The organism is Tangfeifania sp. (genome assembly GCF_055108615.1).
The window spans coordinates 1-14,238 of the sequence record NZ_JBSQIC010000035.1; the positions used below are offsets into that span (position 1 = coordinate 1).

The following is a 14,238-nucleotide window of genomic DNA, read 5'->3' on the forward strand; positions in this document are numbered from 1 at the left end:
CTTGTAATTTACGTTAGATTTTTACAAGAACTACAATTAGCATTTTTTCAATAAGAAGTCTAACAATTTAAAAGGGCTTCATTAATTGGAATAAAATCGGGGACATAAAACATTAATATGAAAATGTTATTAAAAGATATAAAAATTTTCATATTAATGTTTTTATCTTCAAGTGTTGCGGTTAAAACCGCCAGCTTTAGCCGCTTATTTATAATATACCCCATAATTTGTACCACGATCTAAGCAAATAAAAAAAGCTTATATTTTCTTTGTAAATCCTATATGATTCTATACATTCATAGAACAGGTAAAATGGTTATCTTTCTTCTATAAATTCCACCTTATTCAAATATTGACATTCAAAAAGTCGTATAAACGTTTAGATAATGCATAGAAACCCCTACCCACGGTCAGTAGGGAGAGCGTGAGGACACCTTAAATATGCGATTTTCTTCTGCGGGCTTGGCTTCTCGTCTCACGAAAAGCATTAACCCAGGTCTGTGTTCTTAACGTCGTGTCAGGCACGACTGTAGCATTGGCCTATTTGTCAACGGGGTCTTAAGCCACCACAAAGATACCCGGCCTTTACGCTTGTTTTATACTGTAATATTCAACAGGTTCGCTGTTTTCTCGTATTCCTTCTTGTAATAGGCCAGCCTTGCTTTCATTTTCACCGGATCTTGAACAGGAACTAACTTCGGGTTGTATTCCTTTGCGTATTTCAGGGCATTCCATATGATAACAAGAAGTTTTCGGGCTATGGCAATCAGCGCTTTTTCCCTGGGCTTGCGCATGGCCAGCCGTTGGAACTTATCCTTGAAATACGAACTTTTCATCCGGGAAGCGGCCCACGAGACCTGTACCAAAATGGAACGAAGGTACTTGTTGCCTTTGGTGGTGGCGGTACTTTTGTATTTGCCGGCACTTTCATCATTCCTTGGACGTAATCCCGCCCAGCCGACAATCTTATCGCTACTTTCAAAGACACTCATATCCCCGCCCGTTTCGGCTATTATGGTCATTGCCGCTATTTGGCTTATCCCGGGAATGGTTTGTAAAAGCTTTATCATCATCGAAAAGTGCTCGTCGCATATCCGTTGCGTTTCCGACAAACATTCCGATATCTGCACCTGGTACATTTCATATTCCTGTTTCGCCCATGACAACTCCTGGCGATGGTATGCCTTGAGGTTGCCCGTGAGTGCATCTTTCAATTTCCCGCTCTGCTTGTTCTTCCTGTTCCCATATACCAGGCTTACGAGGTAACCAGGGTCACTCCAGCCGGCTATGAGTGCTTCAACGATACACAGGAAACTTTTGGTGTTAATGCTGCTCGGGCAACTGCTCGCCCGGATTCCGCATTTTACCAAAATACTGTCCATGCCCGTCAGAACCCGGGTGACCTGTTGCTTGAGTTTGCTATATTTGCGGGAGTAAACCCGCAACTCCTGGATCACCGGAGGTGGAACAAAACTACCCCGCATCATGCCCTTATGCAACAGTGTCGCTATCCATTGGGCATCTTTAATGTCGCTTTTACGACCTGGCATTTGCTTGATTAAATAGGGATTGACAAGTGTTAGCTTGAACCCCATCTCGTACAATAGATCCCATACTTTCTGCATCAGAAAGGCTGTTAAGCTTTTCAGGGTGTTAGCTTGAACCCCATCTCGTACGATAGATCCCATACCGCGATCCAGTAAATCCCCGTACTTTCCAAGGCTACCTCTTCCACCTCTTCCGACTGTAAATACTCGCCCATCGAATAGATATTGGGCGTCATTGTACTGAATTCTTTTACCTCAGAATAATTCTCACCATTGTAAATTGCACAAAAGATACTATCTTTGTGTACATCTAAGCCACATACTTTCTTCATGTTGAATATTTTATCAATGAGTCCCCTCCGAAAACCCCATTTTTTCAAAAAGCTGAAAAATGTAAGTTAGTCGGACAAAGGTGATTTCTTTTATTGATTGAAAGTATGTTTACAATAATATACATATTGAAACATAAATTAGCTATATATTGAGGCATTTTTTGCCCAAAAAGTGATCTTTGACATATTTGCGTGATATAATTCACTATCCGGACAAAGTTTATCCACAATGAGCGGGAGTAAGCCCATAATTTATGCTTGGCAAGGCTCCTGTACCGGCTTTTGTTGTTGGGATAATGGTAACCTAACTGAAAAATACTCGCTTCGACATTGTTCCTGATATTGGTTTCCTCTATCGGGATTTTCTTGAGTTTCTGTCTTAAAGTGGAAACCCTGAGGCTATTCTCATCGAAGTACCGATAGTCTCCTTTTTCAGTTTTGATTCTCCATTTCTTTTGCGTTTGATCCTTGCGGGGTTTTACTTGTTGTGCCTGTAGGTTATTCCTGTTTTGTGATCGGTTACGATTAAATTGTTTTCGTCTTGTTCATCTAAACAGAGCTCGTATCTTGGTTCGGCTCCCTGCATGGCAGTAAGCACCAAATCGATGTTGTGTTCGTTGTTTTGGCAATACTCCTGGTTATACTCACTGTGATAGGCTCCGTCGGCATATACCTTCTCAATCTTATCGGGTATTATTTCCTGTGTATGCTCCAGGGCTTGCTCAAGGAAACTGTTGTCCGGGGTTGAAACCACATTTACCTCCGTATCGGGGTGATCAGGTTCAGTAGTGGGGCTTCTTCCTCGGGTGACTGGTCGCATGTCTCGGTGATGTTTACCGAATACCCTTTGACCTTGTTGCCGTCCTTGTTACGGTAATGGCAGTCGGTGTCGTGAGGCGACTGTATGGATCTGGCACTCACTTTCTCGTTTTCAAGCGGGAGTACGATTTTGTCTTCGCTTACCCTGTATTGCTGTTCGAAGACAGTCTTAAGGGTCTTGTAACTGCCTGACTTTTCAATAGCATAACCCGATTTGCCGGAATATTTTTCCAGAAAACAAAAAGGGAGTAACAAAGAATTATATCTGAGGTACTCCCTTTTCCTTTCCTGTTGCTATCGTTTTTCGTGCTGTTGGAATTTTTGATGCCCCGTTCCATTTTTGGGTTGTACAAGTAGGCATTTTGCGTTTTCTGTTAAGCGGATTGTATTTCCTGTAAGTTTGGGCCGACTTCCAGTTGAACTGGAAAGGTGAAACCAGGAACTGGAAGCCGATTTTTGTAACAGGATGTTCTTGCCGAGTAACAGGACGGCTCAAAATGTAACAGGGCACTGTTACATAGTTGCTTCCGGCGAATCATCGCTTTTGCAAAAATATTGTATTGCACAGTTTACATTTTTGCTAACAAAATAAAGGTATGGAAATCTTTGGATGGCTCCGAGGCCTCGGGGTGACCAGTCATGTACATTTGATTTTCAGAAGTGCAAGTGCACAAAAACCGGAACTCCTGTTGGGTGATTTTAAGCGGTTCACCAGTAAAGCAATAGTTGAAGCCATAATAGAGAATCCAAAAGAGAGCAGAAAAGATTTTTTATTGGAACAATTTTCGAAAGCAGGCAATCGATCTTCGAATGTAAAAAAATATCAGTTTTGGAGGCATGACAATAAACCCATCGAGTTTTGGAGAAATAAAGTTATCGATGAGAAGATTGATTACATTCACAACAATCCTGTTGAAGAAGGATATGTTTTTAGGCCGGAAGATTATTTATATAGCAGTGCTGCAGATTATGCAGGAGAGAAAGGATTATTGGATAATGTAATTGTAGTAAAATAGCACCACGCGATACTCCGAAGGAATCACTATGTGACAATCGCGAGGCAGCAATGCCTGGATAGTCCCCGCAAAAAACCACGTGTGATTTCACTCCGAACCACGTTAGGTTTGACCCAAAAGCACGTGTGATCCCGACCCAAACCACGGGTGGTTTTAACTGAAAGCAAGCGTGGTTTAAAAAAGAGGCTTTTGTTTCTGATTTTCACTTTTCCCGAACTTTCATGAATTTACACCCATTGGCGTTTTTTATGGTAATGAAACCCACTTGACCCGTCAGTCCACATAGTTTTCTTTGATTTGCACTGAGTTAATTCAACCCGGTTGCAATTCCACCTTTTTACCTGCTACCGAAAGGTTTTCATTCAGATGTTGTTTATCCAGAGGATTGGAAATACACCGGCTGATCGTATTAATCTAAAAACATCCATTCGTGGTCACCTTCAAATAGTTCTTCTCTAATTTTTTCTTTTTTCTTTTCGCTCACAGTCGGGTCATGACGTATTTTGTTGTACCGGTGCATTTTGTCAAATATTTCATTCTTTAATGAACTTGAAAGTTTTTTAAATTCAGCAAACTGTTTTTGCTTTATTACTTTATTAGCTGAAAGAAAATTGTAATACATCAAAGTGGAATCAAATACCTCCTTCAGAATCTCATCATCCACATCGTAATGTTTAAAGATAAATTTGTGCATTATCTGTTTAAAATATTGACATAAGTAATTTATATCTTCCCAAACAAACGTCTCATTACTAACTGATTCTACAAAATGAAAAAATTGTGCTAAAGTTTTGAAGAGTGAATGAAGATTATGTGCTTTGAACCGGTATTTTTCTGACAAATCCATATGGAAAATAAGAAGTTTTTGCTGGTTCATTAATTCAACATATTCATCCAATTCAAACCATTCTTCATTGTCCTTAAATTCTTCAATTCTCTTATTATCTGCAGGTCGCAGGTAGTATTCTTTCAAAGACAAATTATTCTTTTTCATGACTTTGCAATCGGCAAGATTGTTTTTAGGATGTTCGTGATTTGAATCTGCTTTCATTGAAAGATTTAAATATTTTTCTGCATCTTCAAAATTTTTCTCTGATAAATAATACAATCCTAAGTTATTCAGAAAATATGTATTTTTTGGCTCCAGACGAACTGCTTGCATGCCATATTCAATAGCTTTGTCATGTTCTTCCATCAGGTTAAATGCACTCGCAGCAAAATCGTAAAGTATTGCTTTATCCGGAAATTTCCCGATTAGTTTTAAAGCGTAACGGACCACAAATGCTTCGTGAAACGCTTTCTCCAAATTATCAAAAAATATATCGTAAACTTCACTGATAGTATCCCATGAGTTTATTTTTACGCATATTTCAAAAGCAGTATCGAGCGTTTCCACTGCCAAGTCAATATTTACCGATAGTAACCTTACGCCCATATCAAAATAAGCAGGATAAAAAGAAGGACATATACCGATAATACGTTGTCCCGCTTCTATGAACTCCTCATTTGTTAATGCCCTCCCCAAACGAAACTGAGGGGGCAACATATTATCCGCATAAATGACAGAATATTCATTTTCTGCATTTTCCCAGGCTTTCGTCTGTTTAATTTTTGAGGTTAAATTTTTAATATCCAATTTCATATTTCTCGCTTTTACCATAAATGGAGTGGTTCTGCCTTAGAAGAAGTATGCTTATACCATCTTCCTCATTTAAACAGGAAATAGGTACAAATATACCAGTTTTACTGACCATGGTTACAACTTTTGGTTTATAATTTCAAAACCCAAAGGCAGTCGTTTTCACTGGTATAAGAAACCGCTTGAAACTGGTAGCCCGGATAATTCTCAGTGAATTTCCTTTTTGAAGTTGAATTTAAATTCCGGCAATTCATTTTTACTTCATAAGCCAATCCTTCGTTAAAAGATGTGGTGACAACGAAATCTACTTCTTTTTTATCGGCGGTTCTCCAAAATTTTATATTGTCTTTGTCATAGAGGGTTGTCAGGCGTTTGTACACATAATTCTCCAATAGTTGACCCTGATCCTCCCGGTCTTTAAAATCAAAAAATCGGTTTAATGCACTGTTTCTCATGCCTGTATCTTTAAAATAGACTTTTGGCATTTTTGTAAGTTCTTTTCTGAGATTGGAATAGAATGGTTTAACCAGTTCTATGTGAAATGAATTTTGAAGAACATGCAGGTAATTGTCTATCGTTTTATTATCAACACCAATGGTATTTGCCAGTTCGTTCCGGTTAACAAGGTTCCCGGTTTGCCCGGCGAGCAGTGATAAAAGCATATAAAATTTGTCGTGGTAACTGATGCCTGCTTCATCGATATCTTTTTTCAGAAATGCATTTTTTAACTCTTTCAGCAAAAGAATTTGTTCATTTATATCATTTTCAAGTGCAACCTCCGGGTAACCTCCAAAAACCAGGTAATTGTTAAAATGATCCATTAGCTCCCTTTTCGTCGGAGAAATATATTCTTTTTGCAACCGGATTTTTTCAAGTTCCGGCAGCAAATGAGTAAAACCGGTAAATTGAAGCCATTCTTCAAATGAAAGGGTTTGCAATTCAAAAACTCTTTTTCTGCCTGCCAAAGAATCCTTGAATTTATCGTCGATATAAAAGGCGCTGCTGCCGGTTGCAATAATTTTTAAATTTTCACCGTAAACATCAAAAAGGTATTTTAAAAAATTGGAGGGATTTTCGGCATACTGAATTTCATCGATAAATAAATATACTCTTTGATTTTTAGGTGCAGGTCTGTTTAACGTTTTCTTCGGCCTCATGGCATAAGCAAAGACCTCTTCCGGATGGGTGTTTATTGCCGACAAGATATCCTGATCTTCAAACGTAATGTAGTCAACCTGTTTGTTTTCGTCCTGCAATTCATTGTAAATGGCTTTTATTAACGAGGTTTTCCCGCATTGACGAGGCCCCGTAATGATAGTATATTCTTTTCGGGTGAGGTGTTTTTTCAGTTTCTGATGAATTTTCCGCTGAATATACATGTCAATTTTTACTGCAAAATTAGTATTTTTTTAGATATTATTGGGTATGTATTCCAAAAATATCAGATATTATTGGAATCGAGCCCCAAAATTATCTGTAATTTTAAATTATATAACCCACTCACTTCTGTTATTTATGGTATAAGAAACCATCTGAAACCGGTAGCCTGGATAGCTTTCTGTAAATTTCCTTTTTAAAATTGAAATAAGAAGGATTAAAGAACGGCCGGTATAATTTATATCGAATTCTTGCACAAACGATTGTGCAACTCAAATAAAATTTGGATATTTATGGGCTGAATAATGGAAAAAAAGGTAAACAATATCAAAGAACTGGCCGATAAGCTGAAACTTTCTCCCACAACTGTTTCCCGTGTTTTAAACGGGAAATCAATAAAATTTCGTATCAGTCAGGAAACCAGTCAAAAGGTGCTGGATGCCGCCCGGAAATATCACTATTCGCCCAACCGTATTGCCCGCGGGCTTAAACTCGAAAAAACCGAAACCATCGGGCTGATCATTCCCGATATTGCCAATCCCTATTTTGGTTCCATTGCCAAAACTATTGAGGTGGAGGCGCACAATAACGGGTATTCTATTATTCTTTGCGACAGTCTGGACGATGAAAATACCGAAGCCGAACTATTGCAGTTACTGGCCGGACGAAAAGTGGATGGGATTATTATCGCTCCCACCGGAAAAAGCAGCAGGCAGGTTACAGAAATTCAGCGACAGGGAATTCCGGTTATAGTGATCGACCGGTATTTGCCCGGTACAAATCTTCCGTTCGTTACAACCGATAATTATCTGGGCGGTTTGCTGGCCACCGAACATTTTATTGAGATGGGGCACCGGAATATTGCCTGCCTCCAGGGAATAAACGGAATTTCTGCCAACAACGACAGGGTTCAGGGGTACCGCGAAGCATTGCAAAAGCATGGGATTCCTTTAGATGAATCAATGATTTTGGGAACCGATTTTGGCGAGGAAAACGGTTACATTCAAACCAAAAAACTGCTGGTATTACCTGAGTGTCCAACGGCAATTTTTGCACTTAGCAACCTGATTTCGATAGGTACGCTTCGTGCGTTGAAGGAGGCTGGATTAACCATCCCAGATAACATCTCGATTGTATCGTTCGATGAGCAACCCTATTCCGCTTTTCTGGCCTGCCCCATGACCACCGTGGAACAACCCCGCGAAGAAATCGGCAAGCTGGCATTTCGGTATTTACTGGACAGGATAAATGATGGAAAAGAGGGAAAAATGGAAAATACCATGTTAAAACCCCGGCTGATTATTCGGGATTCGGTAAAAAAAGTAAATGGAGAAAATAATTTTTAAAGGTAAACCTGACAGCGTCTTTCAGCTGCCGGATATGTCAGCGTTAAAGAAAAAAATAAAAAATAAAAACTTGAAGTTATGGTAGTTATACATTCTTACGGTGTGGCAGTATTTCTTGCCTTTATCACCATGTTGTGCTGGGGGTCGTGGGCCAATACCCAAAAACTGGCCCAGAAACACTGGCCGTTTCAGTTGTATTACTGGGACTATGCCATTGGGGTTTTGTTGCTGGCGCTTGTACTGGCGTTTACTGCCGGAAGTTTCGGTTCCGAGGGCAGAAGTTTTCTGGCAGATTTGGCACAGGCCGATGGAAAATCGCTTACCTTCGCATTTCTGGGAGGGGTGGTTTTTAACATTGCCAACATCCTGCTGGTAGCCGCTATTGCCATTGCAGGTATGTCTGTCGCTTTCCCAATTGGTATTGGACTTGCGCTGGCTTTGGGCGTAATTGTGAATTACATTTCAACACCTGTGGGTAATCCGGTGGTGTTGTTTATCGGAGTAGCTTTTGTGGTTTTGGCCATCATTCTCAGTGCAATGGCATACCGGAAACTTCCTTCACAAACCACCACAAAAACAAAAGGGATTGTAATTTCCCTGGCGGCAGGAGTATTGATGGGCTTCTGGTATTACTTTGTTGCTGCATCTATGGCGGATAATTTTGTTAATCCGGCAGCTGGTAAATTAACTCCCTATTCTGCCTCGGTGATTATGGCCATTGGATTATTTGTGTCCAATTTTATTTGGAATTCAATTTTTATGTACAAACCAATTGAAGGAGAAAAGGTTACTTACAGAGATTATCTTAAAAAGGGCGATACCAGGCTTCATGCAATTGGAATATTGGGTGGAATCATATGGGGACTTGGAACTGTTGTGAATATTATTGCTGCCGAGCAGGCAGGTTACGCTATCTCTTACGGGCTCGGACAGGGCGCAACACTGATTTCGGCGCTTTGGGGTGTTTTTGTCTGGAAAGAATTTAAAGGAGCAAAGGGTGTTAAAGGTTTGCTCACCGCCATGTTCCTGTTTTTTGTTGTGGGCCTCGTCCTGATTATTATTGCACGATTATATTGAGAAGATATGGAAAAAACAAAAATTGTTGTGATTGGAAGCTCCAATACCGATATGGTGGTGAATGTGCCGCACATTCCGGCACCCGGTGAAACCATCATGGGAACCGATTTTATGACCATTCCCGGCGGAAAAGGAGCAAATCAGGCTGTTGCTGCAGCGCGTGCCGGTGCCGATGTAACATTTATAACCTGTGTTTCCGATGATGCTTTTGGAAAACAGGCAATTGAAAATTACCGGAAAGAAGGAATTGATACATCGTGTATTAAGGTTCAGCCGGGCATTTATTCGGGTGTTGCGCTGATAAACGTGGCAGATGATGGCGAAAACAGCATTTCGGTGGCACCCGGTGCCAATAGTTATTTATTGCCCGAAGATATTTATGGTTTTGAAGAAATTTTTGAAGGCGCAAAAATAGTACTGGCACAGTTGGAAGTTCCGTTGGAAACAGTGGAAATGGCAGCAGAAACAGCCTATATGAAAGGAATTCCTTTTATTCTGAATCCGGCTCCCGGTGCTGCAATTCCGGAAAGCTTGCTAAGCAAAGTCACCATCATTACGCCCAATGAAACCGAAGCGGCCATCATCACTTCCCGGGAAAATTTTTCTGAAAAAAATATTCCGAAAATGGCGGATGAAATTTTTGATAAAAGTAGTACAACGGTTCTTCTGACTCTGGGAAGTAAAGGCGTTTATTTAAAAACATTTGATTTTGAAGAAATGATTCAGGGGTATAAGGTAAAAGCTGTAGATACCACTGCCGCCGGCGATGTGTTTAACGGGGCGCTGGCAGCGGCATTGGCCGGCGAAATGGAATTAAAAAAGGCGGTTGACTTTGCCCAACGGGCTGCAGCTATATCAGTAACACGAATGGGGGCACAGCCTTCGGCACCAAATCTTGATGAAGTTCAACACTTTCCATTTTTAAATTTAAAAGAAACCTAAAACTAAAAATAATGAGGACAATACTTTTTTTCTTGATGTTTTTTTTCTTTCTGGCAGGATGTCAGAAACAGACCGGTAAAAATGCAATAATTTCTATAGCCGATGGCGAAACTGTAAAAATTTCAAAAAGTGATTTACAGGATAAAATCAAAGGCGGATGGGCCGGCCAGGTGATTGGATGCACTTATGGCGGGCCTACTGAATTTCAGTGGAACGGAACCATGATTGGCGACCACGTGCCTATTCCATGGGACGAAACCCGGATGCTGTGGTATTACGAAAATGCACCGGGATTGTACGATGACGTTTATATGGATTTGACTTTTGTTGACGTGTTTGAAAAGCACGGGCTCGATGCGCCCGACTCGCTTCATGCACTTGCATTTGCGCGTGCAGAATATCCGCTCTGGCATGCCAACCAGGCTGCCCGGTACAATATTCTGAACAGAATGATGCCTCCTGCTTCAGGGCATTGGAAAAACAATCCGCATGCCGACGACATCGACTTTCAGATTGAAGCCGATTTTGCCGGGTTGATGGCACCGGGAATGCCCAACGCAGCGGCTGACATTGGCTGGCGCATTGGCCACATTATGAACTACGGGGATGGCGTTTACGGGGGGATTTACGTGGCTGCCATGTATTCGCTCGCTTTTGTTTACGACAATATGGAATTTATCGTGGAAGAAGCGCTGAAAACTCTTCCTCCCGATAGTGAATTTTACCAATGCATTGCCGATGTTATTCAGTGGTACAAACAAAATCCCGGCGACTGGAAATCGGCCTGGTTCAAAGCCCAGAAAAAATGGACATTCGATAAAGGTTGTCCCGATGGCGTTTTTCGTCCGTTTAACATCAATGCCAAAATTAACGCAGCTTACATTGTTATCGGGTTGCTTTACGGGAAAGGCGATTTCGGTGCAACGGTCGATATCAGCACCCGCTGCGGCTACGATTCGGACTGCAATCCGGCCAATGCTGCCGGAATCCTCGGTGCAATGATTGGTTACAGTAACATCCCGGATTACTGGAAACAGGGCATCGACAAGGTGGAGGATATGGATTTTCAATATACAGATATGTCGCTGAATAAAGTGTATGATATTGGTTTCCGTCACGCTACAGAAATGATTCGCCAAAACGAAGGTAGTGAGGAGGACGAAAATTTTCTGATTCAATACCAGATGCCGCAAACTGTTCCGCTGGAGGTAGGTTTTGAAGGAATATTCCCGACTGAACGACGAAGAATAGGAAAACAACTAACTAAACAGAATCCCGATCTTTCCTTTGAAATTGAAGGTTGTGGATTTGTGGTTGGCGGACGGGCTGCCAAAGAAGGCAATCTGCCGGAAGCTGTTCTGGAACTGGAAGTTTTTGCCGATGGTGAACTGCTTGAAACTGCGAAACTGCCCACTCAATGGCTGGTGCGCAGGCACGAAGTCACCTGGAAGTACGATCTGCCTGAAGGAGAACATACCATCACCCTGAAAGCCAAAAGCATTCCCGAAGGATACCGCGTTGAAACAGGCGATTTGCTTGTTTATTCCACTAATGATCCGGGAACCAGGGTTTATTTTGAGTAATTGTGAATCCATGCAAATTCTGATAGAAAATAATATTCCCGCAGGTATCGCTGATTTACGCAGAATAAATCAAATAGATAATGAGAAGAAACATTTTAATCGTTTTAACCTTTTTTCTTTTTACGGTTTTCGCCGCTACAGCGCAGGTGAAAATCATTTTCGACACCGATTTTGGCGGTGATGCCGACGATCTGGGTGCGCTGGCCATGTTGCATAACCTGCACAATAACGGCGAATGTGAACTGCTGGGCATTGCAAGCTGGTCAACCGAGCAGTATGTGATTCCGGCCATGGATGCCGTGAACCGGTTTTATGGAAATCCGGATATTCCCATGGGCATCCGGTCGAAGGATTCACATTTTCAGGACTGGAATTACAACAAACCGATTGCCGATGCATTGCTATTCAAATTAACGAACCAGGATGTTCCACTGGCTTTGAACCTCTATCGGAAAATCCTTTCAGAGCAGGAAGACAAAAGCGTTACCATTGTAACGGTGGGGCCGTTGAAAAACATCATGGATTTGATTCAATCCAACCCCGATAACTATTCGGATTTGAGCGGAAAAGAACTGATTGAAAAAAAGGTAAAGGAGTTTGTGATTATGGGCGGCCATTTTCCGGTGGGCGAAAACGAATGGAATTTTAACGGTGACATGCCGGGGGTTACCAAATTTGTTCTGGAGAACCTCACCGTTCCTGTGATTTTTTCGGGGTTCGAAATAGGCGCGGCCATCAAAACCGGCGCTGTTTTTTCAAAACTCGGTAGCAACCATCCATTGTACATTGGCTGGCGGCACTTCAGCAAACATGCTCCCTGGATGAAGGAAAACTACACGGGAGAAATCCTGAATAATTCAACTTTCGACCAAACGGCAGTTTTGTATGCTGTGAGAAATGGAGTGGGTGAATACTGGGATGTTGTGGAAAACGGCTATTGTGTAGCTAAAGAAAACGGCGACAATTACTGGGTTGAAGGCGATAAATTCAATCATGCCTATTTGGTTCTGAAAAAGAAACCGGAAGAAATGGCGCGGTTAATTGAATCTATAATGTTGAATCAGTTTTAATAAAACGAAATGAAGTTATTATTTTTGTCAAGATTGAAATTTCTTGGGCTTGTTGGTTTAGTTTTAATCTCTCTGAGCACCGTTGGAAACAGAAATGAAAAACCTGCCGTCATTATTACTCAGGATGGTGAAGTTGACGACAGGAGCTCATTTGTACGATTTCTGCTTTACACCCCGGATATAGATTTGAGAGGTATTGTTGCCACAAATTCCAAATGGCAAAAAAATGGTCATGGTTTGGATTGGATACATGAAGTTTATGATATTTATGACCAGGTAAGAGAAAACCTGCTTTTGCATAATCCGGATTATCCGACTGTGGAATTTTTAAAATCAATCACTGTCCTGGGAAATCAAAACCCCAATTATCTTACGGGTGATGCGCCTTATGTAGATTCCGAAGGTTCAGAATTAATTGTAAAAGAATTTTTGAAAATTGAAGATGATTTGTTGCATATCAATTGTTGGGGCGGTGTAAATACTGTGGCACAGGCTCTTTGGAAATTCAAAAAAAATTATCCGGATATATACAAAAAGAACATCTCCAAAGTCAGGGTTATTACAATCGATTTTCAGGATGAAGCAGGAGATTGGATCGTGAATAATATGCCGGAAGTCAGGATTATCAGAAACAATGCGTTTCACATGACTTGGAATTACCATGATAAAGAACCTTTAAAACACAATCCATATCCGCAAAATATGAGTGAAAAATGGCTCAGTAAAAATGTAAAACAGAACCACGGACCGCTGGGTGGGTGGGTATCCTCAAAATAATACCAGCGAAGGAGATACGCCCGCTTTTTTAAACTTTGTTGCTAATGGACTTAAAGCGTATAAAGATTATTCAACCGGAGGTTGGGGCGGTCGTTACCAGTCGGTGAGGGGTAATTACTGGAGTGATGCAACCGATGACAACAACATGCAAAAAACACTTTGGCGGTGGATTCCTGCCGTTCAAAATGATTTTGAAGCCCGGATGGACTGGTGTGTCCAATCTTTTGAAGAAGCGAATCATCCGCCGGTAATTGGGGAGGTTTCTGTTCCGGGAATTGTAAAACCGGGTGAAAGAGTAGAGTTAAACTCCAAAGCAATTGATCCCGATGGCGATAAAGTTTACTACTGGTGGTGGCATTATCCCGACTCTTCAGGCATGAAAGAACACATTAAAATTGTTCACGAAACTTCGGACAATGCCTGGTTTATTGTGCCTGAAAACTTAAAAAACGACATTCATATTATTCTGGAAGTTTCTGATGATGGCTCGCCCTTGTTGAAAACATATAAACGACTTATATTCAGATATGAATAATGATTATTGCTTTGTGAATTTGTGCTTTCGAGGTCTTTGTGGCTGTTGTACAGTTTTTGCAACCAAGCCGCCAGGGCACTAAAGCAATAAGAAAACACAAAGTTTAATAAGTATTCCTATTCAGGATATTAAGCAGATAAGATGGTATTGCAAAACTTTAGTAAATTAGAATCGAATA

13 protein-coding genes are annotated in these 14,238 nt (G+C 41.0%); 8 read left to right on the top strand and 5 right to left on the bottom strand.

From position 1 onward, the window contains the following. Window positions 1–596: 596 nt before the first annotated feature. The 3 genes from ACTCNA_RS09375 to ACTCNA_RS09385 all read right to left on the bottom strand — a co-directional run bounded on the left by ACTCNA_RS09375 (window position 597) and on the right by ACTCNA_RS09385 (window position 2,953). The gene (locus ACTCNA_RS09375) at window positions 597–1,625 is read right to left on the bottom strand and encodes an IS110 family RNA-guided transposase (RefSeq protein WP_462947651.1); all 1,029 of its coding nucleotides are present in this window, start codon (window positions 1,623–1,625) and stop codon (window positions 597–599) included. A gap of 732 nt (window positions 1,626–2,357) precedes the next feature. Continuing rightward, window positions 2,358–2,699 (bottom strand): hypothetical protein, encoded by a 342-nt coding sequence (locus ACTCNA_RS09380; RefSeq protein ID WP_462947652.1) that lies wholly within the window; start codon window positions 2,697–2,699, stop codon window positions 2,358–2,360. Continuing rightward, window positions 2,636–2,953 (bottom strand): hypothetical protein, encoded by a 318-nt coding sequence (locus ACTCNA_RS09385; RefSeq protein ID WP_462947653.1) that lies wholly within the window; start codon window positions 2,951–2,953, stop codon window positions 2,636–2,638. Before ACTCNA_RS09385 ends, ACTCNA_RS09380 begins: the two co-directional genes overlap by 64 nt. Before the next feature lie 341 nt (window positions 2,954–3,294). Here ACTCNA_RS09385 and ACTCNA_RS09390 point away from each other — a divergent pair, with 341 nt between their 5' ends. After that, window positions 3,295–3,714, top strand: a complete 420-nt coding sequence (locus ACTCNA_RS09390; RefSeq protein WP_462947654.1) for a transposase — start codon at window positions 3,295–3,297, stop codon at window positions 3,712–3,714. A gap of 409 nt (window positions 3,715–4,123) precedes the next feature. Here the strand turns inward: ACTCNA_RS09390 and ACTCNA_RS09395 are convergent, their stop codons facing one another. Next, window positions 4,124–5,356: a tetratricopeptide repeat protein gene (locus ACTCNA_RS09395; RefSeq protein ID WP_462947655.1), complete on the bottom strand. Its 1,233-nt coding sequence runs from the start codon at window positions 5,354–5,356 to the stop codon at window positions 4,124–4,126. Between the two features lie 128 nt (window positions 5,357–5,484). Continuing rightward, window positions 5,485–6,732, bottom strand: coding sequence for an ATP-binding protein (locus ACTCNA_RS09400; protein WP_462947656.1), 1,248 nt, complete (start codon window positions 6,730–6,732; stop codon window positions 5,485–5,487). Between the two features lie 303 nt (window positions 6,733–7,035). Between ACTCNA_RS09400 and ACTCNA_RS09405 the strand changes: the two genes are divergently transcribed. The 7 genes from ACTCNA_RS09405 to ACTCNA_RS09435 all read left to right on the top strand — a co-directional run bounded on the left by ACTCNA_RS09405 (window position 7,036) and on the right by ACTCNA_RS09435 (window position 14,060). After that, entirely contained in the window at window positions 7,036–8,076 is a 1,041-nt protein-coding gene (locus tag ACTCNA_RS09405; RefSeq protein ID WP_462947657.1) for a LacI family DNA-binding transcriptional regulator, read from the top strand. Window positions 8,077–8,154: 78 nt separating this feature from the next. After that, window positions 8,155–9,153: a GRP family sugar transporter gene (locus ACTCNA_RS09410; RefSeq protein WP_462947658.1), complete on the top strand. Its 999-nt coding sequence runs from the start codon at window positions 8,155–8,157 to the stop codon at window positions 9,151–9,153. Window positions 9,154–9,159: 6 nt separating this feature from the next. Further along, a complete protein-coding gene (gene rbsK / locus ACTCNA_RS09415; protein ID WP_462947659.1) occupies window positions 9,160–10,095 on the top strand; it encodes a ribokinase in 936 nt (311 codons plus the stop codon). Window positions 10,096–10,106: 11 nt separating this feature from the next. Further along, the gene (locus tag ACTCNA_RS09420; protein ID WP_462947660.1) at window positions 10,107–11,678 is read left to right on the top strand and encodes an ADP-ribosylglycohydrolase family protein; all 1,572 of its coding nucleotides are present in this window, start codon (window positions 10,107–10,109) and stop codon (window positions 11,676–11,678) included. An 80-nt stretch (window positions 11,679–11,758) separates the two neighbouring features. Beyond that, a complete protein-coding gene (locus ACTCNA_RS09425; RefSeq protein WP_462947661.1) occupies window positions 11,759–12,748 on the top strand; it encodes a nucleoside hydrolase in 990 nt (329 codons plus the stop codon). A 9-nt stretch (window positions 12,749–12,757) separates the two neighbouring features. Beyond that, complete coding sequence (locus tag ACTCNA_RS09430; protein ID WP_462947662.1) at window positions 12,758–13,525, top strand: DUF1593 domain-containing protein; 768 nt, start codon at window positions 12,758–12,760, stop codon at window positions 13,523–13,525. Next, a complete protein-coding gene (locus ACTCNA_RS09435) occupies window positions 13,503–14,060 on the top strand; it encodes a nucleoside hydrolase-like domain-containing protein (protein ID WP_462947663.1) in 558 nt (185 codons plus the stop codon). The genes ACTCNA_RS09430 and ACTCNA_RS09435 overlap by 23 nt, the downstream gene beginning before the upstream one ends. Window positions 14,061–14,238 lie beyond the last annotated feature (178 nt).

What these genes read in the sequence shown, in the direction of transcription:
- ACTCNA_RS09410 (WP_462947658.1), top strand. Translation starts at nt 8,155, where the DNA reads ATGGTAGTTATACATTCTTACGGTGTGGCAGTATTTCTTGCCTTTATC.
- ACTCNA_RS09400 (WP_462947656.1), bottom strand. Translation starts at nt 6,732, where the DNA reads ATGTATATTCAGCGGAAAATTCATCAGAAACTGAAAAAACACCTCACC.
- ACTCNA_RS09405 (WP_462947657.1), top strand. Translation starts at nt 7,036, where the DNA reads ATGGAAAAAAAGGTAAACAATATCAAAGAACTGGCCGATAAGCTGAAA.
- ACTCNA_RS09395 (WP_462947655.1), bottom strand. Translation starts at nt 5,356, where the DNA reads ATGAAATTGGATATTAAAAATTTAACCTCAAAAATTAAACAGACGAAA.
- ACTCNA_RS09420 (WP_462947660.1), top strand. Translation starts at nt 10,107, where the DNA reads ATGAGGACAATACTTTTTTTCTTGATGTTTTTTTTCTTTCTGGCAGGA.
- ACTCNA_RS09425 (WP_462947661.1), top strand. Translation starts at nt 11,759, where the DNA reads ATGAGAAGAAACATTTTAATCGTTTTAACCTTTTTTCTTTTTACGGTT.
- rbsK (WP_462947659.1), top strand. Translation starts at nt 9,160, where the DNA reads ATGGAAAAAACAAAAATTGTTGTGATTGGAAGCTCCAATACCGATATG.
- ACTCNA_RS09380 (WP_462947652.1), bottom strand. Translation starts at nt 2,699, where the DNA reads ATGCGACCAGTCACCCGAGGAAGAAGCCCCACTACTGAACCTGATCAC.
- ACTCNA_RS09430 (WP_462947662.1), top strand. Translation starts at nt 12,758, where the DNA reads ATGAAGTTATTATTTTTGTCAAGATTGAAATTTCTTGGGCTTGTTGGT.
- ACTCNA_RS09390 (WP_462947654.1), top strand. Translation starts at nt 3,295, where the DNA reads ATGGAAATCTTTGGATGGCTCCGAGGCCTCGGGGTGACCAGTCATGTA.
- ACTCNA_RS09375 (WP_462947651.1), bottom strand. Translation starts at nt 1,625, where the DNA reads ATGCAGAAAGTATGGGATCTATTGTACGAGATGGGGTTCAAGCTAACA.